At 40.4% G+C, this 25,793-nt stretch carries 20 protein-coding genes, 1 tRNA gene and 2 other RNA genes; 2 read left to right on the top strand and 21 right to left on the bottom strand.

All coding sequences use genetic code 11. The features are described from left to right. Nucleotides 1-102: 102 nt before the first annotated feature. The 7 genes from trxA to QZR90_RS05510 form a co-directional block, all read right to left on the bottom strand. On the bottom strand, nt 103-429 hold the full coding sequence (gene trxA, locus QZR90_RS05540) for a thioredoxin (RefSeq protein WP_295789666.1): 327 nt from the start codon (nt 427-429) through the stop codon (nt 103-105). Nucleotides 430-632: 203 nt separating this feature from the next. After that, an RNA gene (rnpB, locus tag QZR90_RS05535) (RNase P RNA component class A) lies at nt 633-983 on the bottom strand. A gap of 106 nt (nt 984-1,089) precedes the next feature. Then, nucleotides 1,090-2,190, bottom strand: a complete 1,101-nt coding sequence (locus QZR90_RS05530; RefSeq protein ID WP_295789663.1) for a Nif3-like dinuclear metal center hexameric protein — start codon at nt 2,188-2,190, stop codon at nt 1,090-1,092. A gap of 47 nt (nt 2,191-2,237) precedes the next feature. Then, on the bottom strand, nt 2,238-2,990 hold the full coding sequence (locus QZR90_RS05525; protein ID WP_295789661.1) for a class I SAM-dependent methyltransferase: 753 nt from the start codon (nt 2,988-2,990) through the stop codon (nt 2,238-2,240). A 31-nt stretch (nt 2,991-3,021) separates the two neighbouring features. Beyond that, complete coding sequence (locus QZR90_RS05520) at nt 3,022-3,771, bottom strand: hypothetical protein (RefSeq protein WP_295789660.1); 750 nt, start codon at nt 3,769-3,771, stop codon at nt 3,022-3,024. Between the two features lie 256 nt (nt 3,772-4,027). Next, nucleotides 4,028-5,158, bottom strand: a complete 1,131-nt coding sequence (locus QZR90_RS05515) for a carboxymuconolactone decarboxylase family protein (RefSeq protein WP_295789658.1) — start codon at nt 5,156-5,158, stop codon at nt 4,028-4,030. Nucleotides 5,159-5,217: 59 nt separating this feature from the next. Beyond that, complete coding sequence (locus QZR90_RS05510) at nt 5,218-5,691, bottom strand: flavodoxin (protein ID WP_295789655.1); 474 nt, start codon at nt 5,689-5,691, stop codon at nt 5,218-5,220. A gap of 176 nt (nt 5,692-5,867) precedes the next feature. Between QZR90_RS05510 and QZR90_RS05505 the strand changes: the two genes are divergently transcribed. Together QZR90_RS05505 and QZR90_RS05500 are read left to right on the top strand one after the other, a co-directional pair. Further along, nucleotides 5,868-6,767, top strand: a complete 900-nt coding sequence (locus tag QZR90_RS05505) for a LysR family transcriptional regulator (RefSeq protein ID WP_295789653.1) — start codon at nt 5,868-5,870, stop codon at nt 6,765-6,767. A gap of 172 nt (nt 6,768-6,939) precedes the next feature. After that, nucleotides 6,940-7,014, top strand: a tRNA-Ile gene (locus tag QZR90_RS05500). Nucleotides 7,015-7,338: 324 nt separating this feature from the next. Here QZR90_RS05500 and rpoD read toward each other — a convergent pair. From rpoD to QZR90_RS05430, 14 genes are all read right to left on the bottom strand, one after another. Further along, nucleotides 7,339-8,505, bottom strand: a complete 1,167-nt coding sequence (gene rpoD / locus QZR90_RS05495; RefSeq protein ID WP_295789652.1) for an RNA polymerase sigma factor RpoD — start codon at nt 8,503-8,505, stop codon at nt 7,339-7,341. Nucleotides 8,506-8,533: 28 nt separating this feature from the next. After that, nucleotides 8,534-10,291, bottom strand: a complete 1,758-nt coding sequence (gene dnaG, locus QZR90_RS05490) for a DNA primase (protein ID WP_295789650.1) — start codon at nt 10,289-10,291, stop codon at nt 8,534-8,536. Between the two features lie 533 nt (nt 10,292-10,824). Then, the gene (gene rny / locus QZR90_RS05485; RefSeq protein WP_295789648.1) at nt 10,825-12,369 is read right to left on the bottom strand and encodes a ribonuclease Y; all 1,545 of its coding nucleotides are present in this window, start codon (nt 12,367-12,369) and stop codon (nt 10,825-10,827) included. Nucleotides 12,370-12,532: 163 nt separating this feature from the next. Then, nucleotides 12,533-13,039, bottom strand: coding sequence for a regulatory protein RecX (locus tag QZR90_RS05480; RefSeq protein WP_295789647.1), 507 nt, complete (start codon nt 13,037-13,039; stop codon nt 12,533-12,535). 14 nt (nt 13,040-13,053) lie between these two features. Then, a complete protein-coding gene (gene recA / locus QZR90_RS05475; protein ID WP_295789783.1) occupies nt 13,054-14,097 on the bottom strand; it encodes a recombinase RecA in 1,044 nt (347 codons plus the stop codon). Nucleotides 14,098-14,116: 19 nt separating this feature from the next. Next, nucleotides 14,117-15,349 (bottom strand): competence/damage-inducible protein A, encoded by a 1,233-nt coding sequence (locus tag QZR90_RS05470; RefSeq protein WP_295789646.1) that lies wholly within the window; start codon nt 15,347-15,349, stop codon nt 14,117-14,119. Nucleotides 15,350-15,415: 66 nt separating this feature from the next. Next, nucleotides 15,416-16,759 (bottom strand): 30S ribosomal protein S12 methylthiotransferase RimO, encoded by a 1,344-nt coding sequence (gene rimO, locus QZR90_RS05465; protein ID WP_295789644.1) that lies wholly within the window; start codon nt 16,757-16,759, stop codon nt 15,416-15,418. Between the two features lie 2 nt (nt 16,760-16,761). After that, complete coding sequence (locus QZR90_RS05460; RefSeq protein WP_295789642.1) at nt 16,762-17,799, bottom strand: ABC transporter substrate-binding protein; 1,038 nt, start codon at nt 17,797-17,799, stop codon at nt 16,762-16,764. Between the two features lie 39 nt (nt 17,800-17,838). Next, nucleotides 17,839-19,938 carry a YgiQ family radical SAM protein gene (locus tag QZR90_RS05455; RefSeq protein ID WP_295789640.1) on the bottom strand — a complete coding sequence of 700 codons (2,100 nt, stop codon included), beginning with the start codon at nt 19,936-19,938 and terminating at the stop codon, nt 17,839-17,841. 27 nt (nt 19,939-19,965) lie between these two features. Then, nucleotides 19,966-20,415: a RodZ family helix-turn-helix domain-containing protein gene (locus QZR90_RS05450; RefSeq protein ID WP_295789638.1), complete on the bottom strand. Its 450-nt coding sequence runs from the start codon at nt 20,413-20,415 to the stop codon at nt 19,966-19,968. 19 nt (nt 20,416-20,434) lie between these two features. Next, the gene (locus QZR90_RS05445) at nt 20,435-23,257 is read right to left on the bottom strand and encodes a DNA translocase FtsK (RefSeq protein ID WP_295789636.1); all 2,823 of its coding nucleotides are present in this window, start codon (nt 23,255-23,257) and stop codon (nt 20,435-20,437) included. A 192-nt stretch (nt 23,258-23,449) separates the two neighbouring features. After that, entirely contained in the window at nt 23,450-24,754 is a 1,305-nt protein-coding gene (locus QZR90_RS05440) for a replication-associated recombination protein A (protein ID WP_295789635.1), read from the bottom strand. 429 nt (nt 24,755-25,183) lie between these two features. Beyond that, nucleotides 25,184-25,357: non-coding RNA, 6S RNA (gene ssrS / locus QZR90_RS05435), on the bottom strand. 114 nt (nt 25,358-25,471) lie between these two features. After that, the coding region (locus QZR90_RS05430; protein WP_295789634.1) for an amino acid--tRNA ligase-related protein at nt 25,472-25,793 on the bottom strand (322 nt) is incomplete at its 5' end.

Raw genomic sequence — 25,793 nt, 5'->3', positions numbered from 1 at the left:
GTATACACTCGCAGTCCATATATTAGAAGACATATCATCTTAGTGCTCTAGTATTTCAGCGTCCTAGATTGCACTTACTAAGCTCTTAGCTATATCAAGATATTATTTAATAATAGATTTAACTAGGCCTTCTACTACTGCAGCTGGTTTGTAGCCTGCAATACGATCTTTTTCTTTGCCCCCTTTGAAGCAAATCAAAGTAGGAATCCCCTGAATATTATATTTTAATGCCACATCTTTAGCTTCATCCACATCGATGGTAACTACGGATACAACATCCTTCATATCTTCTGCCATTTTTTCAATTTCAGGATTCATAAGTGCACATGGTTTACACCAGGTAGCCCAAAAATCAGCCACAACAACACCTTGATTTTCTTCTAAATACGCTTCGAGGGCAGCCAAGTCCTCAATCTTTGTTACTGCCATAATAAACCTCCTTATACCTACTCTCCTCGATATACTTTATTATATATAGTATACAATAAAAATCGACCCTCTGAGAATACTTTAATTGGATATCTTAACCTCTATTATATACTATTTCTACTTATAATAAAAAATATCCTCTATTAGAATAAAAAAAGATAATAGATTTTGCATGAAAAGAAAAAACCGCTCGCAAGGAGCGGTTAAGCAAGCAATCAATAAGCCGAGTTCTGTTCTGCTTGCGCAGTGGTGATTATCTTTCTAGGCCTATAGTTGCCTATAGGCTCAAGCGGCACAACCCGAAAGGTAGGCGGGCCACCCTTATCCCTTTCCTATTCGGCCTTGCTCCGGATGGGGTTTACCGAGCCAATACATTACTGCATTGCTGGTGCGCTCTTACCGACACCGTTCCACCCTTACCACATTGCTGTGGCGGTTTACTTTTCTGTGGCACTATTCCCTATGGTTACCCACGCCGGACGTTATCCGGCATCCTGCCCTTTGGAGCTCGGACTTTCCTCGAACTTACGCTCGCAATCACCTTTCATACTTGCTAATTAAAGTCTAACAGATTGATAATGATTCGGTCAATTATATTTTTATCAAATGCGCTATGTTCTTAAGTTCATCGATAAAAGCTGAAATAATAAGCGCTCTCAATTAGAAAAAGAAGTCTTCTTGAGTTGTACTCGTCAATACAGTGAGCTCTTTACCAAAGGTCAATTGTATATGAGCCCCCAATAAGCCAGCAGCACCAATTTCTGTGCCAAAATGTCCTACATCAGCCACCACAATACCGAGCTCTTTAGCTAATTGCATATCATGGTATTTCACATCCCCAGTAACATAGGCCTGCGCTCCTGCTTTAGCAGCTGCTTTAATAAATTCCGCACCAGATCCAGTACAAAGAGCTACTTTTTTAACTTCCTTAACTCTTGCCCCACCAAAGCGAGGACGACCTTGAGGAAATGCATGTGTTACTAATTCCATAAAGCCCTCTAAATCTAAAGTATCACTTAAAATACCTTGACGCCCAATAGCCTCCATTGTAGCCGGAGATTTCAACTCATACACCTCATAGGCCACTTCTTCATAAGGATGAGCCTCTTTCATAGCCCCTATAACCTTGCTAAGCAAGACTTTAGGCACTATTGTTTCCACACGGTTCTCTGCCACTTTAGAAGTTTCACCTACTTGTCCAATAAATGGCTCAGCCCCTTCTAACGGTTTAAACATGCCTGTACCTTCACCATAGTAAGCACAATGACTATAATTTCCTACATGACCAGCACCAGCATCTCCCATTGCAGTTACTACAGCTTCTGTATGCTCTATAGGAACGAACACAACAATTTTGCATAGACCTTCGCTGTGAACGACTTCAAGTCCCTCCACAGAGCCTAAACCTAATTGTACGGCCGCTAAATCATTTAAGCCACCTTTAGCTACATCTAAATTAGTATGTGCACTATATACAGCAATATCCGCTTTTACCAAGCGCGCAATCATGCGACCAAGCACTGTATCACTGGTGATTTGCTTCAAACCTTTAAAAATAAGTGGATGATGACTGACAATAAGATTGCATTGTTTTTCAATGGCCTCTTCAATCCCCTCTTCAGTAACATCTAATACAGTGAGCACATTGGTCACCACTTGGTCACGGCGTCCTACCATTAACCCTACATTATCCCAAGACTCGGCTAAATGCGTAGGCGCCAGTGTTTCAATGCACTCTATTACATCTTGTACTTTTATCATCTCTATCTCCTTCCTCACTAAAATTTAGCTAAATTTTATATTTGCGTTTAATCACCATAGGCTATTTGCTCTAATTCTGCGAGCTCCTTGGCTAAGTCCTTATACTTTTGAGTCTCTTTAAGAGCCTCTGTCATTCCTTCTAAGGCAGCTTCACGAGCATGCATAATATGCTTCATATGAGCCTCCCAAAGAGGAGGTCGTTCTGCATTAATCAACGCGCCTACAGTCCAAAGCATTGACTCTTTGGGCAAAGTTTCGTATACACTAGATGCATTCTTCATCGCATTCAAAAGATCTTCTTCTGTAATGTACAAAGCCTCTTTACCCTTCTTTATCGCTAAAAATGCTTGATACATCTTGCCCATATCAGTCATAATTATTTCTTTACAAATGCGGTAGCCTGCATTTACTACATACTGACGCAACTCGGCCTGTCCATTTTGCGGCTGCAATACATAAAAGTCCAATAAAGCGGGCCCTTCTTCAATAATTTGGCGCATCAAAAATCCACCCATGCCACAAATAACGGCCCCTTGAATTTCATCAGCGCTTACAACTTGCAGACCATTGCCTAAGCGACATTCAACCAATGATGTAAAATCTTGTTCATTTACATATCCTTGCGCTGAGGCTAAAGGGCCTTTATTTACATCTCCAGCAATCGCTTTTTGCGCCCTCTCACGGCGCACTAATTCCACAGCTAAATATCCATGGTCCGTACCAATATCAGCTATAACCTGCGCTTTAGGAATAAGTGTAAATACCGCCTCTAAGCGATCTGTCATCTTTTTAATATGCACCGCGAACTCCTTCATTCATTATATTCATCACTTAGTGACTATACTCTCGATTTATTTCTTCAATGATTTCCTTCGTTAGCACGACACGAGTAACACCATAAGCATAAGCAGTTAATTCATAAGGTTGATATAACATAGCTATATTCCCATGACCTAATAAAATATAATTGTCATTGCGAACTTCTATATCCTTAAGTCCAAATAAACTCTTTACAGGCATTAGCTCCATCCCTTGGGAATATACTTTTACAGTCTCAGACATTACCAGATTTTTTAATTGCTCATCGCTCTTAAGATGTACATAATATGTAGCTGGTATGTGTTCACCCGTATGTTTATTAAATACTAAGCCCTGCGATTGATGATAGCCATGTGCACTTTGTCCATTATACCAACCGCTGTTAATAATAATTGATAACAAGTCAGCATCTTCATAACTTACTTTATAATCCAATACCACTTGATGCATTTTCTGATTATAATATAAATCTCGCATTTTCACTACATAATCAGCTATCTCTGTATTAATTTTCTGTTGTGCCTTCTCATCTGCCACATAAACTAAAGGATATTGTAATTTTAAATTACCATCCTCTTGTGCCATCCCCACGACAGCACTAGGCGAAGCTACCGCTTCCACTTGTACGGCAGAATGTGGAGCTCTTTCTCCGTCTGTAAGAGCCCCTTGATTAACGGCCTCTACACCAATATAATTTACTAAGGCTGGAGCAAGACCCATTATAGCTCCTAATACTACAGGCTTCCATAATTTCTTAAACATACGCAACCTCCTCATTAAAACTAACTATAATTTTATATTATCTAGTAACTACAAGTATCATTAGACCTATAATCGAATGATTAATGTACCAATATTACTATATATAATTTAGTGTAACAAACCTATTTTAATTTCGCAAATCTTAGCCCCTCCATATAGCAGTCTGCTACCTGCAGAATAGTAAAAAAGACCACTGTACTTTCGTACAGTGGCCTTTTCTTTTACTAAATTAATTACTAGTTACGCAATACTAGCATTACGCTTTATTAGGTACATTCCATTCAAGTGGATTGTATTGTGCTTCACTAACCGTTTCAAGCCAAGTTACACTTACATCATCTCTATTGACGCTAAGCGCTAAATGGGAGAAGTAACTATCTTTTGTTGCTCCATGCCAATGTTTAATTTCAGGCGCAATATATACTACATCACCAGTTTGTAATGGCCGTGCTACACCGCCCTCTTCCTGATACCAACCTTTGCCACCAACTACAATGAGAATTTGCGCTGCCCCATGGTGAATATGCCAGTCATTACGACTGCCCGGTTCAAAAGTGACATTATAAATCCCCACTTCCTCCGTATTAAGCGGTGCAAGCCAACTTTTTCCACTAAAATACTGAGCATACCCCTCATTAGGTGCTCCTATAGCAAAACCAGATACAGTTCCTTCTGTATGAACTAAAGTGGCAATTTGATCTAACGCAGCTTCACTCACACCATTGTGTTTAGCAATTTGACGATGTGCTCCAAGCTGTGATTCTACACCACTCATTGCTTCTAATGCAGCCACTGTAACCACTTCACGTTCTCGCCAATCCAATACATTAGAAGCAAATACATCGCCAAATAAGTGGCTCTTTAAGTATTGGTCAATGGCAGGTGCAAAATCAAATAATGCACCTTTTACTTCGCTTCCAACTAATTCAGTTTGTGTTGTTGTTCCTTCTCGTAGCGCCTTTCCTTCCACCAAAGTCGTCGTAGGTGCAGGACCTTCTTCTGTAACGAGGCCATTATCTTCTCGTTCTTTCACCGTATTCATTAATACAGAAAGAGCATTTAAGCTCCTCGGAAAACCTGTATAAGCATAGAGCTGAACCATTGCATCTTTAGCTTCATTCACAGTTAAGCCATCGTCTAACCCTTTCATAAGGCTATCTTTAAGACTAACTTGATCACCAGTAGCTGTATATTGACTGATTTTAACTAAATGAATATCCTTCTTACTTAATAATTCTTTATTTTCATCTTTCATAAGTCTCTCCTCCTCAGCTATACCGCTTTGCATAGTGTCACTTGTAGGTGCAGCAGCACCTAACACAGTGCCAGCACCCATGACACACAGGGCCAAGCCTAATAACATGATTTTCTTATACTTGTTCTTCATAAAATATGTCTCCTCCCACTCTACTCTCTCAAATTCGTTATGTGTTATATTATGTTACCTTAAAAACTTTGAGCCCACCGTTTTAATTCATCTAATGACGTATGAACTGAGAAGCATTTACCTTCTTTTAAAATTGCACCCACGCAAGATGGTGATAAGGCTACATTCGTGCGCCCCATACCACTGCCCCCTGAGGTGGCAAAGGGAACGATAACTACATCAGTAAGATCTAGTCCTTCTAGAAAAGTATTAATAATAGAAGGCGCTCGATACCACCAAATAGGGAAACCTATGTATAAATGGTCATACTCTGTCGTAGATGGTAATGGTCCTTTGATAGCTGGACGTGAATCCAAGTCAGCCATCTCTACAGAAGAACGACTTTGCTTATTGTTCCAATTTAAATCATCTGCCGTATAAGGCTGAGCTGGTTGAATTTTATAATTCGTAGCCCCTATGGCTTTTGCTAAGTTTTCGCCTACTTGTTCGGTAGTGCCAGTAGCACTAAAATACGCAACTAATGAACGACTCATATAAACCTCCTCTAATAATCATCCTAGAGTATATCCGACTCATAACATCACTATGCGCTCTACCATGGTGTTTATGTATTTAGTATAGACGTATCTTTATATTATGACCAACAGTTATTAGTCCTTATTTACCATCGCTTTAAGGAATGATAAAATAAGTAATGAAAGGAGCGCATATGATAGAAACACGATTATTAACCTATTTCCTCACAATCGCACAGGAAGAAACGATTACTGGTGCAGCTAAGCGGCTTCATATTACACAATCCACTTTGTCTAAACAAATAAAAGAACTAGAAGATCAATTAGGTAAAACACTATTCCTTCGAGGCAAACGGAAAATTACATTGACCGAAGAAGGTCGCTATTTACAGCAACGAGGTCGTGAAATATTAGATTTATTAGAAAGCACTGAATCAGCTTTACAAGAAGAGAGTGAGCTTTTAAATGGCAATATTTATTTAGGCTGTGGTGAAACAAGACATATCGCTATGATTAGCCAATGTTTTAAAGAACTCCAATCTTTATATCCGCAAATCCATTTACATCTGTATACAGGGGATCATCTAGTTATTATGGATCGTCTCGACAAAGGTCTCATTGACATGGGGCTCGTCGTGGAACCTATCTTTAAAGAAGGCTATGACTACTATGATCTTCAAATGAGCGACCGAAGTATGCTCGTCATGCGCCGTGATAGTCCCTTGGCCACGTTAAATGCTATTGCTCGCGAGGATTTAAAAAATCTCCCTTTAATTTTATCTCGTCAAGGCTTTGTCAATCCCGCCGATTACGAGCTATTTGGTACAAGCCGCTCCAATTTAAATATTGTAGCCACCTATAATTTAATTAATAATATGACCTATTTAGTAGAAGCAGGCCTTGGATATGCTATAACGTTAGATGGCCTATTGCCTGCCAATCATCCGACATTAACAGCTTGCCCTATTGAACCTGCCGTGGAAAACAAATGGTATTTAGTAACTAAAAGTCATCGTCTCTTCTCCCCTACAGTGCATCGATTCATCACTGAATTAAAACAATATACACTAGAGTTAAGAAATACACGCATCTAACCGTTGCCTTCGTAATCACTGCTATAAATTTATAAGCCCATTAAAACAATACACGCTAAACTCCGAATTGTATTGACTAAAAGATATTCTTTTTTGTATAATATTTTGGTAGTACTATATTAGACTGTTAATTCTAATATAGTGCACCAAAGTATAGAACATACTTCTTTGCGGGCCTATAGCTCAGGGGTAGAGCAACCGGCTCATAACCGGTCGGTCCCTGGTTCGAACCCAGGTGGGCCCACCAAATAAAGAAACCAACTACATTGTAGTTGGTTCTTTTTATTTTCTTTTATCCATGATATGATGTTCTTTTGCTCATCAGCCGAGATTCTTTTACCTATAATCTAATACTCTTTTACCTATCATTCAATATTCTTTTACCTACCATCTAATAGTCCTTTGCCTATTATCCCATATTCGTTTCCCCTTCATACTCGAAAGGCTCTCACCTAGTCCCCTGTGCTTCAGGAGTTTAGGTGAGAGCCTTTTTTAGCTTCTAGCCCATGGCTATTTATAATTCATTACACATAATCTGTGCCACTTATCATAAATACCCAATATATAGTTCTTATAAGAAATCTTTAATTTTATCGCGCTTGCCACGATTGCGTAACTTAGTAAGAGCCTTACCTTCAATCTGACGAATACGTTCACGAGTTACATTAAAATGCTGCCCCACTTCTTCTAGTGTTCTTGGCTTGCCATCTTTTAGGCCAAAGCGAAGCACTAATACTTGTTGCTCTCTTTCAGTTAAGCAAGAGAATACATCTTCAATTTGCTCTTTTAATAAAATGTAACTAGCTGCATCATCTGGTGCAATAGCATCTTGGTCTTCAATGAAATCACCTAAATGGGAATCTTCTTCCTCACCAATCGGCGTTTCTAAAGAAACTGGCTCTTGCGCAATCTTTTGAATTTCGCGAACACGTTCCACGCTGATCCCCATGCCTTCTGCTATTTCTTCTGGCAATGGCTCACGCCCTTTATCCTGCAACAATTGGCGAGAAATGCGAATCAATTTATTGATAGTTTCTACCATGTGTACAGGAATTCGAATCGTACGTGCTTGGTCAGCAATGGCGCGCGTAATAGCTTGACGAATCCACCATGTTGCATAAGTAGAGAACTTATACCCTTTAGTATAATCAAACTTATCAACTGCTTTAATGAGACCTAAGTTACCTTCTTGGATTAAATCCAAGAATAACATGCCACGGCCTACATAGCGCTTTGCAATACTAACAACTAAGCGCAAGTTTGCATCAATCAGCTTTTGCTTAGCTTTCTCACCAGTACGCATTTCTTTGTACGTAGCATCTTCCTTTGCACCAGCTTCAATTTGCTGCGCCAATAAAATCTCTTCATCTGCCGAAAGAAGTGGCACACGACCAATTTCCTTCAAGTACATGCGCACTGGGTCATCAATATTAACGCCTTCAGGAATACTTAAATCAAGAGTTACTTCCTTAGCTTCACGTACATCATCAGTTACTTCTTCATCGTCATCTTCGATAATATCTTCCTCTTCTTCTACGGCTACGTCATCAGTAATGACCTCGATATTGCTCTTCTGCAATACTTCATACATATCATCCAGCTGCTCTGCTGTAAGCTCCACTTCTTCATGAAGAGCATCGGTAATTTCCTTGCTGGATAAAGCACCTGTTTTTCTTCCCTTTGCTACTAATTGTTCTATTATTTCTTCTAAACGCGATTTATTTTGCTTCTTAGCCACAACGCTCTTCCTTTCTTTTATAGATTTATCAGGACCATTGTTTTATCAAGGATTGTAAGTCCTGACAGAGTTTTAGTTCTTCAATAAACCGTTTATCTCCTGCACGATTTAACTGATCTGCTAATGTGCTATGTGTTTTATACTGTTCTCGCAACGACTTAAGTCGCACAGCCCGTATATAGCCATCTAATGTATTATCATCATAATGAAGTAACATCAATTGTGCATAGGCTGCTCGTTCTTCGTCGGTTAAGCGCTCTTCTAACACAGTGGACTGCAGTTGTCCTGTTTCCTTTAGAACTTGTCCGGCCTTTTCCAATAAGGTCCGGTAAATGTCATTGCTTATATCTTCTAGGGGCAAGTATTGTATAACTCTTGTTAAATACGGAACTGAGCTTACAGCCATAGCCGTCAAATAATCCTCTTCACTTGCCTTTGCCTTACTATTAGGTTTAGGTGCTGGCTTAAGGTCTAGGGAACCTTTACCAGTGTACTGCCTAAACATGCGCAATATGGCACTATTATCAAGCCACAAAGGGAGTGCCAAAGCCTTTAGGTAAGTCTCTCTTTCAATAGGGTTCGTTACCCCTTTAATATAATCAAACATTCTCTTTAAAATAGCCTGCTTACCTGTTGCCGTATTGCGATCTTCCTGAATTAAGGCTTCATTTAAGAAGAAATCAAAAGGAGACACCGCTTCCTCCACTAATTGAGCAAAAGCCTCTCCGCCATGATTTCGACAATAATCATCTGGATCTTTCCCATCAGGCATAATCACAATGCGAACTTTAAAGTCCATAGGCTGCAAAATACGGATTGCATCGCGCACAGCCTGGCGCCCTGCACCATCCATGTCATAGGCTAAAATTACTTCATCCGCTTGGCGCACTAAGAGTCGTGCTTGATTCTCCGTAAAGGCCGTTCCTAAAGAGGCCACTACATTAGTAATGCCACAATTATGTGCACTAATAACATCCATGTAGCCCTCTACTAAGATAACTTGCCGTTTTTTGCGAATGCTTTGATAGGCCTTATCAAAAGCAAATAGCATATGTCCTTTGTTAAAAAAGCTAGTTTCTGCTGAGTTTAAATATTTCGGATCTCGTTGCCCCGGATTAATCATACGACCACCAAAGGCCACTACTCGACCACGACCATCACAGATAGGGAACATCACGCGATTACTAAAATAATCATACAAACCTCGTTCATTCCGTCGAGCTAAACCTAGCTCAAGTAAAGTACGCTCTTGTATGTCCCGTTGCGTAAAGGCTCGATTCAATCTATCTCTGCTCTTTGGGGCAAAACCTAAGCGAAATTGCTTAATTATTTCCTCTGAAAGTCCCCTCTTATGTAGATATTCGAGCGCATCCTTTCCCATTTCAGTCTGTGTGAGACAATTATGATAAAAAGTAGCTGCTAAATCATTTACCCTATATAGCTCCTCCCGGTGAGCTTTTCGTTCCATTTCTTCCTTGGTTAACGCTTTTACAGGGAGCGGTATATTGGCACGATTAGCTAACTTCTCTACAGATTCTGGAAATGTTAAATTATCTGTACGCATGAGGAAATTAAATACATTTCCACCTGACTTACAGCCAAAACAATAAAAAAAGCCCTTATCTGGGGAAACACTGAAGGACGCAGTCTTTTCATTATGAAAGGGACAATTGCCCCAATAGTTTCGCCCATTTTTCTTTAGCGGTACGTATTCAGAAACTACTTCCACTATGTCGTTCGCGTTTTTTATTTGTTCAATTAACTCGTCATCAAAGTGTCTATTCATCTCTTCGCACCCCATACTTCAACTTCTCTGTTATATAATTCTACAAAAAAGAACTATTTTCCTTCTTTGTCAAGAATATTTTTTGCAGATTTTATTACATCAATAGTGCAAAATATAAATGCATTAAGCGCAAGTAGCTTATTAAAGTACTTTGCGCTCGCTTTAAGAATGATATAAATTATTTTTTCAGACAAATATATATTTTACTAGTTTTCCTGGTAAAAAATCAAGTTTTTATTATATTTGACCTCTTTATGCCGCTTACAATAGCACTGTTCTTACTCTGACTCTTTCATCAAAATACGTCTAACAATCATATTAAAATCATCACTTCATAACGGCACTTCAAAAGACTACAATAGCGGAAAGCCCTACTTCACAAGGGCACAATAAAAGACTACAACCACTTACAAACGTAAGGGCTGTAGTCTAGTATATTCATCTTGTTAAATTAGGTTTTAAAATTTCTTGTATATTACGTAATTATTAATGCAAAACAATTGTTATGAGTAATGATATGTAAAATACTAAATTTATTTAGCGTAATCAACAACACGAGTTTCGCGGATAATCACCACTTTAATCTGTCCTGGATACTCCAATTCAGACTCAATACGTTTAACCATTTCGCGAACTAATAAAGTAGCTTCTGCTTCGTCAATCTTGTCTGGTTTAACCATAACGCGAATTTCACGACCAGCCTGAATTGCAAAACATTTTTCAACGCCATCAAAGGACTCGGCAATTTCCTCTAATTTAGTTAAGCGTTTTAAGTAGTTTTCCAATGTTTCACGGCGTGCGCCTGGACGAGCAGCAGAAATAGCATCAGCAGCTGCTACAAGAACAGCTTCAACAGATTTAAATTCTTCATCACCATGATGTGCACCAATACAGTTTTGTACCAATACGCTTTCATGGTATTTTTTAGCTACATCAATACCAATTTGTACGTGAGAGCCTTCAATTTCATGGTCAAGAGCTTTCCCTAAGTCATGAAGTAAACCACCGCGTTTAGCAAGCGTTACGTCACAACCTAATTCAGCCGCCATAATACCAGCTAAATGAGATACCTCAATGGAATGTTTAAGTACATTTTGACCATAACTTGTACGATATTTTAAGCGACCTAAAATTCTAACGATTTCAGGATGTAAGCCATGTACATCAGCTTCAAACGTAGCTTGCTCACCAGCTTCTTTAATTGTATTGTCCACCTCTTTACGAGCTTTAGCCACCATCTCTTCAATACGAGCTGGATGGATACGACCATCAACAATTAATTTTTCTAGAGCAATACGCGCTACTTCACGACGAATTGGATCAAAACCAGAGAGAATAACTGCTTCTGGTGTATCGTCAATAATAAGATCTATACCTGTTAAGGTTTCTAGAGCACGAATATTACGGCCTTCACGACCAATAATACGCCCTTTCATTTCATCATTAGGAAGAGCCACTACAGATACTGTAGATTCGGCTACATGGTCAGCTGCGCAGCGTTGAATAGCTGCAGCAATAATTTCACGAGCATTTTTCTCAGCTTCATCTTTAGCTTGTTGCTCTAAATCTTTTACTAAAATAGCAGTTTCATGGCGAATATCTCGTTCCACATTAGAGAGCAAAATGTTTTTTGCTTCATCAAAAGTCATGCCCGAGATACGTTCTAATTCAGCCATTTCTTTCTTATAAAGTTCTTCAACACGTTCACGAATCGTAGTCACTTCTTGTTCCTTACGATGTAAACTGTCTTCTTTCTTTTCTAATGTTTCTAATTTATTATCAAGATGTTCTTCCTTTTGAAGAATGCGTCTTTCTAAGCGTTGTAATTCAGATCTACGATCTCTATTTTCCTTCTCTACCTCAGTGCGCATCTGATGGATTTCTTCTTTAGCTTCAACCAAAGCTTCTTTTTTCTTAGCTTCAGCTACGCGTTCGCCATCAGCAATAATGCGAGCTGCTTCAGTTTCAGCGCGATTGAGCTTCCCTTCAGCAATATTTTTACGCATTAAATAGCCCACACCAAGACCGATGAGAACCATTACAACGGCTATAATACTATACTCTAAAATAAGTTTCACCTCCTGTATAAAAAGTAAGAAGCCATTAGGCTTCTTCTAAAGTTGCCGTCTAATTCATCCAATATTCATATTTTGCCCACTACTGTGAGACTACTATAATTGTAGACGGTGAACATTAACATGTCAAGCACTGCGCGGTCTAAATGGGACTATTAAATCTTGCTTAAAATTCGCTAAATCGAGCGATTTTACGGGCAATCTCTTGAATAGTGCCGATTTTAAAGCCGCGATTTTTTAAGTAATTAAAAACTTTCTTTTGAGGAATCTTATCAATTTCATCCCAAGTGTCTCCCCATTCATATCGCCCTTCTGCATTAAGGGGCAAAAAATGGCGTTCACAAAGTTTATAGGCTACTGAAGATTCATCATATGAACTAATAAAAGATCCTACAGTAAGACCTCGTTGATACATTTTTTGACGTATAAAGGTCTCGCTATACTTTTCAGCCTCCATATAAAGGCGTAACGCCTCCCGAGAGAGGCGTTCGTCATCAATATAGTCTAGTTCTTCTAAGCGTGCCAAAACCTCTTCAATAAGAGCATCTGGAACTTGTTTTCGCTTCAATTTCTGAGTGAGTTCTAAACGACTTAAAAAACGCGGAGCTAAAAAGCGCAAAGCCTGATCCATAGCTGTAGAAAAGTTGTATTCCAGGTTTGAATCGCCTTTCATTCGCCGCCCCTTTCTTATTCTTCTGTAGCTTCTACATCTTCACCAACTACATCAAAGACTTCTGGCTCAGCCATTAAGGTATCGCGAATAATCTTGTCGATTTCTTGGGCAATAGCAGGGTTAGCACGTAAATATTCTTTAGCCGCTTCCTTACCTTGGCCCATACGATCATCATTATAGGAGTACCAAGCACCAGATTTTTTGATGATTTCCATATTAGTACCAATGTCGATTAAAGTACCTTCATAGGAAACGCCAGTGCCATACATCAAATCAAATTCAGCAGTTTTAAATGGAGGTGCCACTTTGTTTTTAACTACTTTAACTTTCGTGCGGCTACCTACATTTTCATTATTTTGCTTAATTACTTCCCCTTTGCGCACATCAAGGCGAATCGTGGAGTAGAATTTAAGCGCACGACCACCAGTAGTCGTTTCAGGATTACCAAACATAACCCCTACTTTTTCACGCAATTGGTTAATAAAGATAACTACTGTACGAGATTTACTAATAATACCAGTCAACTTACGAAGGGCCTTACTCATGAGACGAGCTTGTAAGCCTACATGAGCATCACCCATTTCACCTTCAATTTCGGCTTTAGGCACAAGAGCTGCTACGGAGTCTACTACGATAATATCAACAGCGCCACTGCGCACTAAAGATTCTGTAATTTCTAGTGCCTGCTCACCACAATCTGGCTGAGATACTAATAAATTGTTAATATCAACACCTAAACGGCGTGCATATACTGGATCAAGCGCATGCTCCGCATCAATAAAAGCAGCAATACCGCCACCTTTTTGAGCTTCTGCAATCGCATGAAGCGCTACAGTTGTTTTACCAGAAGATTCTGGACCGTAAATTTCAATAACCCGGCCGCGAGGGAATCCGCCTACACCTACAGCTAGGTCGATGGCTAAACAGCCGGTGGAAATCACATCAATATTCATGCGATCTCCAATATCCCCTAAACGCATAATCGCGCCTTTACCATAATCTTTCTCTATCTTCTTTAATGCACTATCCAGTGCCTGTTCTCTGCCTTCCATGGTAATTCCTTTCTAACAAAAAATATTACATGCATTTATATAAATAAAATAATGCCCGTTCTACAGTGCTTTCGCGTATGCTTTGGCGATCGCCAAGAAATTCATTTTTGTACACCTTAGTGCCTTCTGGCCCAGCAATGCCAATATATACTAAGCCCACAGGCTTAGTATCCGTAGCCCCACCAGGACCAGCTATGCCGGTAGTGGATATGGCATAAGTGGTCTTCATGAGCTGGCGCACTCCTTCAGCCATTTGCTTGGCTACAGTTTCACTAACTGCACCATAGGTGCTCAAATCTTCAGCATTTACCCCTAGCACTTCATGCTTTATGTCATTGTCATAGGATATGACACCACCTCGCATAAAGGAACTGCTACCAGCTAAATCAGTCAAATACTTACCCACTAAGCCACCTGTGCAGGATTCAGCCGTTGCAATGGTGGCATTTTCATCCCATAACTTTTGAGACACTAATTCCAATATAGATGTATCTACATTGCGTCCTACATGCTCGCCAAGACGCGAGGCTACAATCTCATCCCAAGGAGCTAACAAAGCTTCTGCCTCCTCCTTATTCGCCGCTTTAGCTGTAAGTCGCAATTCAATATAGCCATTTTTGATGAGGCTTGCAATAGTAGGATTGGATTGATTTTTAAACAAATCCTCTAGCGCCGCTTCTAAGGCAAGCTCCCTCATATCATATATAGCATAGCGGTGAGACAACACCGTGCCTTGTGCTCCATAGCGCTCTGCTAAAAAGGGAACTACCGCTTCAGAAAATACGGCCTTCATTTCACCAGGAGGACCTGGCAATAGAATAAAGACTGTATCTAAGCCTTCCGTAACAACACCAGGGGCAATGCCCTTGCTATTCGAAAGCGCTATGCTTCGAGCGGGCAAAAACATTTCACGACGACTTTTCTCCGGCATGTCACGCCCTTGTGCCTCAAAATACCCTTGTACCATAGCCTCTGCATCGCTATTAAGCTCTAAGGGGGCGCCTAAAGTCTGAGCTAATATATTGCGAGTAATATCGCCATCAGTAGGCCCTAAACCGCCTGTACAAATTACAATATCAGCACGTTTAGAGCCAATTTCAAAGGCTTCTGCCATGCGCTGAGGATTATCACCTACAGTTGTTTGAAAGGCCACCGTATAGCCCAAAATATTCAACTCTTTTGCCAGCCAGGTTACATTTGTATTTAAGGTATCCCCAAGCAGCAATTCTGAACCTGTAGAAATAAGTTCTACAATCATGAATCTTCGCCTCATTTCGTCTTAATGCACTATACCGGCCTCTTAGTATTTAGATATGTATTCGCCTTATCGCTCTACTTCAACGACCACATCATAAGAAAAGCCTTGCACTACTTTTACTGGTACAATATCGCCTACTGCCAGCCCTTCACAGTCTTCAATGTACATATTGCCATCTACATCTGGCGCCTGTGTAGAAAGACGACCTTTAGCCAACAATTGACCATTTTCAGTTTCATCAATTTCTTCGACAATGGCCTCTTGACTAGTGCCTTCTAAATCGCGATTGTTTTCTTCGGAAATAGCTGCTTGAATAGCCATTAAGGAATGATATCGCTCTTCCTTCACTTCTTCTGAAATTTGATCAGCCATAGCGCCAGCTGGTGTCCCCTCTTCTTGGGAGTAAGTAAATACCCCCATATTGTCAAAGCGCACGTCTTTTACAAAATCGCACAACTCTTCAAATTGTTCCTCAGTTTCACCAGGGAATCCCACAATAATAGATGTTCGCAATGTAACATGTTTAGCTTTACTGCGTACTTTTTTAAGGAGAGATACAATATCTGCCTTGCGATCCTTACGGTTCATACGGCGTAAAATATCATCATTAATATGCTGTAATGGTAAATCAATGTACTTACAAATCTTAGGCTCTTGTACGATAAAATCAAGTAGATCATCGGTAAAGTATTTAGGATATAAATAAAGCAAACGATACCATTGAATCCCTTCTACTTTTACCAAAGCTTTTAATAAATCTACCAACATAGGCTTGCCATTATTTAAATCAGACCCATAACTAGTAGTATCTTGGGCAATAAGATTAATTTCTTTTACCCCCATAGAAGCTAAGCGCTCTACTTCCTCTACAATAGACTCTATAGTACGACTGCGATATGAACCACGCACTTTAGGAATGATACAGAAAGTACAGCCATTGTCACAGCCTTCTGCAATTTTTACATATGCACTATAAGTAGGTGTTGTTTGCATGCGCGGCATGCGTTCATTATAGATATTAGTAATGGAGTCCATAATGCAAGCACGATGACCTTCATTGATGGCATCAATCGCTTCCATAATACGATTCCAGGAGCCAGTCCCAATTAAGGCATCAATTTCAGGAATTTCTTTAAATAACTCCTCTTGATACTGCTGGCTCAAACAGCCCGCTACAATCAAACCTCGACATGCTCCAAACTTTTTAAATTCCGCCATTTCCAAAATCGTATTAACCGATTCGACCTTAGCTTTTTCTATAAATGTACAAGTATTTACTATAATAATTTCGGCTTCTTCTAAATTATCAGTAATTTCATAATCATTGGCTTTTAAAGCACCTAACATAATCTCTGTATCTACTAGATTCTTAGCACAGCCTAAACTGACATAGCCTAACTTTTTACTCATTCTTAACCCTTTCTAAAACGCACTTGACTAATCCACTTATTTAATAATACTTTCTTACCTTCTTCAGTATAGCCACCTTGGCTATCAAATAATACGAGCTCCCTACCTATGGAGTCCACAGGATTGGGAATTTCTGGATTTGTATATACATAGTAAAAACTATTATCCGTCAATACTTGAGCCGCTTGCTTTGATAATAGCCACTTCACTACGCGCGTAGCTTCTTCTTCATTGCTCACGCTTTTTAACATGCCCACACCAGTTAAATAATAGGGTGTTCCATCAGCTGGGAAAATTATTTTTACAGGGTATTTATGCATAGCGTATTGCTTTCCATCAGAATAATTGCCAATGCCTAAATCAGTTTCGCCTAAAGCAGCCAAACGAACTGGGGTAGATAAGAACTTCGCATATTGCGTGACATGAGGCTTAAGCTCTACAAAATAGTCTAGCCCCTGCTCTTCCCCATCTCGTTCTACAAAGCTGTATAAAATATTGGCTGCACTGCGAGACGCAACAAAATCAGTCATTACAACGCGCCATTCACCAGGCAAAATCAATGATTGCCAAGCCGTCACATAGCGCCCTGTGTGCTCGTAAAAATTTTCACTCTGTGCAAAAATCACCGGATCATACCACAGCCCTACCCATTGGGCATCAGGGTTTTTAAAGCGGTCTGAAATTTCGTCTACCCCTTCAGTTAATACCGGTTTTAACTGATTGTATTTAACGCCAATATCTAAATTATCTCGACTCGTAATTACTAAATCGCCTTTTTGATCCACCAAAGGCAAGGTCATGCGCATGGCCATTTGTTCTTCTGTAAGTGGCTGAAAATTAAGGCGCACATGGTAAAGCATTTCATATTGTTGTGCCAATAAAGTCGTTACATTGGTTGGCAAATCTGAATAAATTGTAAGTTCCGCTTTTATGGGAATTGCCGTTCGTGCTTTTTGCATATTCTTTTCAAAGTAAGTGCCTGCAGCAAATACTGCCATAACAAATACTATTAATAGTGCAATAGGCCAAAATCGTTTCATACTATTGCCCGCCTCCATTATGACACAAGAGAAATATAATTATCTAGGACTTTTGCGTCCTTTTCTGTTACTACTTATACCAATTTTGCCATGTCCTTGCGGCTTTGCCCTGCCACCTAATGACTTACCTAAATCATTAGTGACTCTACGCCCAGCTGAAGAGCTATGGCGATTTGCTTGATTCACCTGATGCATCTCATGTTGGCTATCACCATTGCTACCAAAGCGAGATTCTTTACCTGTGCGGCGAGAGCTAGAAGTACTACGACTTCCTCTATGACTAGGCTGACGCCCCTCACCATTACGCATACCATTAGTATTGCGAGGAGAGGAGAAATTTTTAATCGGTCTTGGAGGAATTAAACAATGAGGACCAAAACCAATTAAGTCACGGCGACCTGCCTTAGTTAAGGCTTCATAAACTAATTTATAATTTTCTGGGCGCTTATATTGCATAAGTGCTCGCTGCATAGCTTTTTCATGGGCTTTTTTCGGCACATAAATAGACTCCCCAGTAAGTGGATTTATCTCCGTATAATACATAGCCGTCGACAAACTTCCTGGCGTAGGAATAAAGTCTTGTACCTGCTCTGGATTCATTCCCTGGTCGCGCAAGAACTCTGCCAATTCAATGGCATCATTTAAAGTACAACCTGGATGAGAGCTCATAAAATAAGGAACTAAGTATTGTTTTTTCCCCAACTGACGATTAGCTGTATCGAACCAATCCTTGAAGTTTAAAAATACATCCTTCCCGGCCTTTCCCATTATATCAGTGACATTTTTAGAAACATGTTCAGGCGCCACTTTAAGTTGTCCACTTACGTGATGCTCGCAAAGCTCCTTAACAAATTCTCGATTGTTATCTTCTAAAACATAATCATAACGCAGACCAGAGCGAACAAAGACCTTCTTCACTCCTTTAAGCTTGCGTAATTTTCTAAGTAATGCTAAATAATCATCATGACTTGTATCAAGATTTTCACAAGCTATCGGGGCCGCACAATTCTTGCCAGGACAAGCACCAAACTTAGCCTGTTTCTTACAAGCTACATGTCTAAAGTTAGCAGTAGGTCCTCCTACATCATGTATATAGCCTTTAAAGTCAGGCATGGCAATCATGCGCTTTGCTTCATCCACTAAAGACTGATGACTGCGATTTTGAATAATGCGCCCTTGATGACTTGTAATCGCACAGAAGGAACAGGAACCAAAGCAGCCACGATGACTAACTAAGCTAAATTGCACCTCACTGAGCGCTGGTACGCCCCCTTTTTCATCATAGCGAGGATGCCATTGTCTAGTAAATGGCAAATTATATACTTCATCCATCTCCTCTTGCTTAAGAGGTAGTGCTGGACTATTTTGTACTAAAAAGCGATCTCCATGAGCCTGTACCACAGTCTTACCAATGTAAGGATCTTGTTCGTAATATTGCAAGCGAAACGCTTCAGCAAACTCCTTTTTATCAGCTTTTACAGCTTCAAAAGAAGGGCATTCCACTATCTCACCGGCGGGTAAGGATTTACTCATGTAGCAAATCCCCTTAATTTCTGGCAAGCGCGCCTCAAATTGATCCTCATCTAGCGCTTTTGCTAACTCTAAAATTTGCTTTTCCCCCATGCCATAGATTAAAGCATCTGCCTTACTATCTGGCAAAATGGAGCGACGCACAGAATCCGACCAATAATCATAATGGGCAAAGCGCCGCAAACTCGCTTCTATTCCCCCAATAATAACCGGCACATCGCGAAATGCTTCACGCATGCGATTCGCATATACCAAGGTCGCCCGGTCTGGCCGATGACCACTTTCACCACCTGGCGAATAGCCGTCTGTGTGGCGAAACTTTTTAGCTGCTGTAAATTTATTGAGCATAGAATCAAGATTACCCGCTGTTACTAACGAGGCCAATCTCGGTTTCCCTAAGCGTTTAAAATCATTTACATCATTCCAATCTGGCTGTGCAATAAGCCCTACGCGATAGCCATGTGCTTCTAATAAGCGCGCAATAACACTGCCAGCAAACGAAGGATGGTCTACATAGGCATCGCCTGTGATGAGCACAAAATCAAGTTCAGCCCAGCCTTTGGCCTCCATCTCAGCTCTTTCAGTAATTAAATAACGATTTGTCTCCACTACTTAGTCCTTTTCTCTTAACTGTCATTACATAAAGAATAACCAAATTAAAAATATGACAATACAAATAAGAATAATCGTTACAGCTAAGCGCTCTTGAGCCAACGTTTTCTTTCGTCTCTGTTGTCTTGATGTATAACTTAAACGCTTCGCTCTAGGCGGCACAACCTCTACTTGACGCTCCACTTCCTCATGAGCTTGTACGCGTCGAGGCTTTATCTTCCGAAGTGGCACACCCAAAGGCTCTCCGATTATGCTTTTATAACGATCTATAAAACGATGGCGCTCTAGACCTAAGAAGTCTGCATAATTACCAATAAAGCCCTTCACATACACATCGCCAGGGATTAATTTGTAATTATCTTCCTCTAAAGCCTCTAAATAGGCCGCTCGAATATGCAATACGCGCTCCACATCCTTAATAGTAAGGCCACGGCGATTGCGCTCTCGCTTTAATTCTTCCCCAATCGTTGCCAATGGGTTTCCTCCTTCTTAACTAAATCTTATATTTTTCATATACCTCTTCACGAGTCATCAAAATCTCTCGTGATTTACTTGCATTAGTCGGTCCTACAATCTTCATATCTTCCATCGTATCGATAAGTCGTGCACCGCGTGAGAAACCGACTCGTAAGCGACGCTGAATGTAAGACGCAGAGGCTTGTTTATGTTCAAATACTAAATCAATAGCTCGAGGCAATAATTCATCATACTCTTCTTCATTAGCTGGATTATTGCTTTCGCTTACTTCTTCTGTACTAGCCGCTAAGACACCTTCATCATAGCTAGGTTGACCTTGACGCTTAACAAATTTTACTAGATTTTCCACTTCTTCATCAGAGATAAAGGCCCCTTGAATACGCAATGGCTTATTAGAGCCAATTGGGCTAAAGAGCATATCACCTTTACCAAGTAGATTTTCTGCCCCACTCGTATCTAAAATAGTACGGGAATCAATACTACTTGCTACGGCAAAGGAAATACGACTTGGCACATTACTTTTAATAACGCCCGTAATAACATCAACCGATGGGCGCTGTGTAGCCAATACTAAATGAATCCCTGCAGCACGGGCCTTTGCAGCCAAGCGACTGATTTGTTCTTCTACTTCTGGCTCCTGCATCATAAGATCTGCCATTTCATCAATAATAGCAAGGATATACGGCAAGGCCGTTTCAGGATGGGCTTTATTATAGCCACTAATTTTACGTTGACGGGCGGCATCTAAAATCTTATAGCGTTGATCCATTTCACGAACTAACCAACGAAGTACATTGGCTGCCTTCTTCATATCCGTAACAACGGGCGCCATTAAGTGTGGAATGCCATTATACATGGATAATTCAACCACTTTAGGGTCCACTAATATCAATTTAACTTCTGATGGCTTACGGCTAAACAAGATACTAGAGATTAAAGTATTTACACATACAGACTTACCTGAACCAGTAGCGCCGGCCACAAGTAAGTGAGGCATTTTAGATAAATCAGTTACTACAGGCTTGCCTGCAATATCTTTACCTAAACCGACTGGAATACCGCCCGCAGCATGTTGGAAATCGTCGCTCTCTAACACATCTCGTAAAAACACAGCTGAAGTCTCTCTATTTGGTACTTCAATGCCTACCGCCGACTTGCCAGGAATAGGCGCTTCAATACGAATACTATGAGAAGCTGCTAGGCCCATAGTAATCTCATCTTTTAAATTGACAATCTTACTTACCTTTGTACCTGCAGCAGGCTCTAATTCATAACGTGTTACAGATGGTCCACGTGTCGCATTAATTACTCGCGCATCCACTTTAAAGTCTTTAAGGACTTGTTCTAAGGTCACAATATTATGTTGAATTTCCTCTGTTGAAACGGCACTTTCCGAGCCCTTCGCCAACATGCTAAGCGGTGGATAATGATATGGCACTTCCGCAGTAGCTGCTGGTACATGAGTACCAATTGTTACAGCTACGGCCGCTGTGTCCTCTTCCGTACCTTCTAGCGCTGGAATCTCAGGACGAGCTGATTCACTCGGCACAGCTCCAGTATTATGTTCTTGAGCCTCGTCTACATCAGATTCATCATAGGCAAATTCAGCAGGATCAGCTTTCACATCAATAGTCATACCCGTTTGATTGCTACTCATAGGCGTAGACTCAGCCTGCCATTCACGGCCTAATACTACATCATCTTCAGCACTACGAGTCGTATCTTCAGCAGTTGCCATCGTACTACTGAGCTCAACAGCCGGTGTTGCACTATGCGCATCTACACCAGTGGCATTCATAGAATCTGCCATATGCGGTTCTAAGAAAGCTGGCGCTTGGCCTGTATTAACTGGTAGCTCCTCATGAACTGGTGGCGCTACTTTGGTGTCTTCTGCTGTGTGATTCTCGTAAATTGGACGCTCTGCCACATTTTCAGAAACAAATTCCGGCGCTACAACAACGTCCTGAGCGGCTACATGGGACTCGCTACTACCTGTATGTTCCTCATAGCGCCCATTGTAAAGCGCATCATCCTCAGACTCCGCTTCAAATACGGCATCAGCATTGACTGCAGGATGTGGATCTATAATTTCCTCTACAGGCGTTACCTTGTCGTCATATGTATAACTCGTATCCTTCTCTTGATCATATACGCGACGGCGCTCTACCTGCTCTTCTTTCCAATCTTCATAGCGTTCTCTCACAGTTTGTACTGCATCTTCTGTAACAGCCTTAGCTGCTACAAACCCAACTTCCGCCTTTTCTTTGGTCTTCTGCAAACCGGTACGCAAGGAAAGTTGTGTAATCAACAGGCCTAAAGCCAATAAAATAACAATATCAACCACTAAGGCGCCAATTTCACCTAATAAACTACGCAATACAGAACCTAAAAAGCCCCCTACTACCCCACCTTGATTAGCGAGCATAGTCGTCTGTAATTCCTGTCCATTAGGAACGCGAATCAATGTGATTAAGGTAATTAAAAACAAGAAAAATATGGTCAGTAAAAGACCACGTCTCGTAATGCGAAATCCCTCATCAGCATACAATATACGCCAACCTACATAGCCTACGTAAAGACAAGGAATGATACCACCAAGGCCAAAACCATAAATAAAAAATCCAGATAAAATATCAATAAATGTGCCTGATGATAAACCAAAAATCCCGATGAGCCCTACGATGGCAATGAGCATGATGAGCAAGCCGCGCACTTCTTTACGAATCTTAGTGCTTTTAGGCGAAGTCACTGCTTGTTTTGTTGCCGTAGTTGTTCGTTTTCGGCTCGTAGTTTGCCTTTTCTTAGGCTTAGCTTTAGTCGAATCCTTTTGCTGCGCCATAATCTTAACCTTACACCTCTATCTATTCACTCACAATAAAAATAATATATTGCTACTATTGTCTCACTCTTCTACCCAAAGAAGAATAGACGCTTTTATTTAGAATCAAAATAATTCCTTAGCACTCTATTATACCACAAAAGAGCTAGATTTTTGAACTTTTATCGTTCGTACGTTTGAAGTAATAACACTTTATTTTTTCCCAGTCCGTTTATCAAAATCATCCAATAAGTCCGCTTCTGTTCCTCTACGTACCCCTTCATAGTATATACGTCCCATTAAAGGCGTAGGTAAATACTGCTGATTTACATAACCATTAGGATAATCATGGGCATATTTATATGTCACGCCATGGCCTAATTTACTCGCCCCACTATAATGGGCATCTCTCAAATGAGCCGGTACAGCACCTTGCTCGCCATGACGCACGTCTTGAATCGCTCTGTCTACAGCCAAATAAGCACTATTGCTTTTCGGTGCTAACGCCACATATAAAGCGGCTTCAGATAAAATAATGCGAGCCTCTGGAAATCCTACCAAATGGGCTGCTTGAGCCGCTGCATTCGCCACAACTAACGCATTAGGATCAGCTAAACCTACATCTTCAGCTGCACAAATAACAATACGTCGAGCAATAAAATTCGGGTCTTCCCCCGCTTCTATCATGCGCGCCAAATAATACACTGCTGCATCTGGATTAGAACCACGCATGCTTTTTATAAAAGCCGAAATCGTATCATAATGATTATCGCCTTTTTTGTCATAACTATAAATCCGACGACCCACAACGCGCTCCAGTATGTCTAAAGTCAATTCGCCCCCTTCCGGGACCATGGCTACAGCTTGTTCTAAAATATTTAAGGAAATGCGCGCATCCCCATTAACGAAGATACCAATTTCATGTAGTACTTCGTCAGATGCTGTCACGCGCTTATTGCCTAAGCCCTTTTCTGTATCCTTCAAGGCTCTAGACAGTACATTCACAATGGCCTTGGGGGTAAGACTTTCTAAAGTAATTAAACGAAGGCGTGACAATAGAGGTCGATTCACTTCAAAAAATGGATTTTCTGTAGTTGCTCCAATCAAAATAATTGTGCCATCTTCCACACAAGGCAAGAGCACATCTTGTTGACTCTTATTGAAGCGATGAATTTCATCTAAAAACAAAATTGTCCGCTGTTGTAAATTGCGAATTGTCTTACGCGCTGTATCAATAATCGTGCGCAACTCCCCAATACCTGCATTCGTTGCATTTAACACGACAAAATGGCTATATGTCAACTTCGCAATAATACCAGCCAAGGTAGTTTTACCAGTACCTGAAGGCCCATAAAAAAGTAAAGATGGAATGGTGTCCTGCTCAATCATGGCACGTAAAAAAGTCCCTTTGCCAACTGCTTTTTCCTGTCCAAAAAAATCATCTAATGATGTAGGACGCATGCGCACAGCTAAGGGTTCAAAACTTTTCTTTTCCACTGAATCAAAGAGACTATCCATCGTAACACCTCACTCGTTTACACAACAGGAGCTATGCGCCCCTATATGAACAAAGCCGTCCTACTAATTCATAGGATGAGCTTAAATTTTCTTATACTTAAGTATTCATCATTATTTTTATTATCTCATAGAATACTGCAATCTTCTAGGGTATAGCAACTTTTATAGGCGCCACTCATTACCTCTTCCTGAAACTAAAAAGCTTTTTGCAGACTCCAATAAAAACTATGGTAGCCTCCCTAAAAAAGTTATTACAGTCTACACTAAAAATTACCACAGCCTAAACTTAGAAATTATTACAATTTGCACTAAATAAGTTTTCGAAATCTAGACTGAAAACTTATTACAGCCTTGCACTAAAGCTTCTCATCAGCTTCAGTTTAACAATCATTATGCGAAAAAAAATAAACCGCCCTAAGGCGGCTTATTAAGAGCCCCACCATGCCGTATATGTATCGTGTTTTGATCCTGCATGAGCAGGTGGGTGCTCTCCTCATAGTTTTACTGTCCTTCTTCAGGCGTAGCGCCACTACAAGAGTCCAAGCTCCCTATGTAATAGTGTTGGCTCAAAACTGCGATACCACACGCACACAGCAGGGGTAATCTTTAATAATATATTAGCAAACTCACTCGGTTATTTCAAGTCCTCACAGCGTATTCTTGATACACATTTGTCATAAATAAGGGGCTTGACATTCCAATAAAATGTGCTATGAACTAAACTAATTTTTCTTTTTCAACATCAGTTTTAATGTGAAGTTCACGCAATTGTTTTGGCGCTACTTCAGATGGTGCTTGACTCATAAGGTCAGATGCACTTTGTGTTTTAGGGAATGCAATAACATCGCGGATAGATTGACGTTTTGCCATAAGCATTACCAAGCGGTCAAGACCGAAGGCACAGCCGCCATGTGGAGGTGCACCAAATTGGAATGCATCAAGCATAAAGCCAAACTTACTGCGACTTTCTTCTTCTGTAAGGCCAATAGCATTGAATACTTTTTCCTGTACATCAGATTGATAAATACGGATACTACCG

Source organism: uncultured Veillonella sp. (assembly GCF_900545795.1).
In the GTDB taxonomy this organism is placed as follows: domain Bacteria; phylum Bacillota; class Negativicutes; order Veillonellales; family Veillonellaceae; genus Veillonella_A.
This window is presented reverse-complemented; position numbering and strand designations above follow the sequence as displayed.

Coding starts and splice junctions, on each gene's coding strand:
- trxA (WP_295789666.1), bottom strand. CDS start 429: ATGGCAGTAACAAAGATTGAGGACTTGGCTGCCCTCGAAGCGTATTTA.
- QZR90_RS05530 (WP_295789663.1), bottom strand. CDS start 2,190: ATGATAAAAGTACAAGATGTAATAGAGTGCATTGAAACACTGGCGCCT.
- QZR90_RS05520 (WP_295789660.1), bottom strand. CDS start 3,771: ATGTTTAAGAAATTATGGAAGCCTGTAGTATTAGGAGCTATAATGGGT.
- QZR90_RS05515 (WP_295789658.1), bottom strand. CDS start 5,158: ATGAAGAACAAGTATAAGAAAATCATGTTATTAGGCTTGGCCCTGTGT.
- QZR90_RS05510 (WP_295789655.1), bottom strand. CDS start 5,691: ATGAGTCGTTCATTAGTTGCGTATTTTAGTGCTACTGGCACTACCGAA.
- QZR90_RS05505 (WP_295789653.1), top strand. CDS start 5,868: ATGATAGAAACACGATTATTAACCTATTTCCTCACAATCGCACAGGAA.
- dnaG (WP_295789650.1), bottom strand. CDS start 10,291: ATGAATAGACACTTTGATGACGAGTTAATTGAACAAATAAAAAACGCG.
- QZR90_RS05480 (WP_295789647.1), bottom strand. CDS start 13,039: ATGAAAGGCGATTCAAACCTGGAATACAACTTTTCTACAGCTATGGAT.
- QZR90_RS05470 (WP_295789646.1), bottom strand. CDS start 15,349: ATGATTGTAGAACTTATTTCTACAGGTTCAGAATTGCTGCTTGGGGAT.
- rimO (WP_295789644.1), bottom strand. CDS start 16,759: ATGAGTAAAAAGTTAGGCTATGTCAGTTTAGGCTGTGCTAAGAATCTA.
- QZR90_RS05460 (WP_295789642.1), bottom strand. CDS start 17,799: ATGAAACGATTTTGGCCTATTGCACTATTAATAGTATTTGTTATGGCA.
- QZR90_RS05445 (WP_295789636.1), bottom strand. CDS start 23,257: ATGGCGCAGCAAAAGGATTCGACTAAAGCTAAGCCTAAGAAAAGGCAA.
- QZR90_RS05440 (WP_295789635.1), bottom strand. CDS start 24,754: ATGGATAGTCTCTTTGATTCAGTGGAAAAGAAAAGTTTTGAACCCTTA.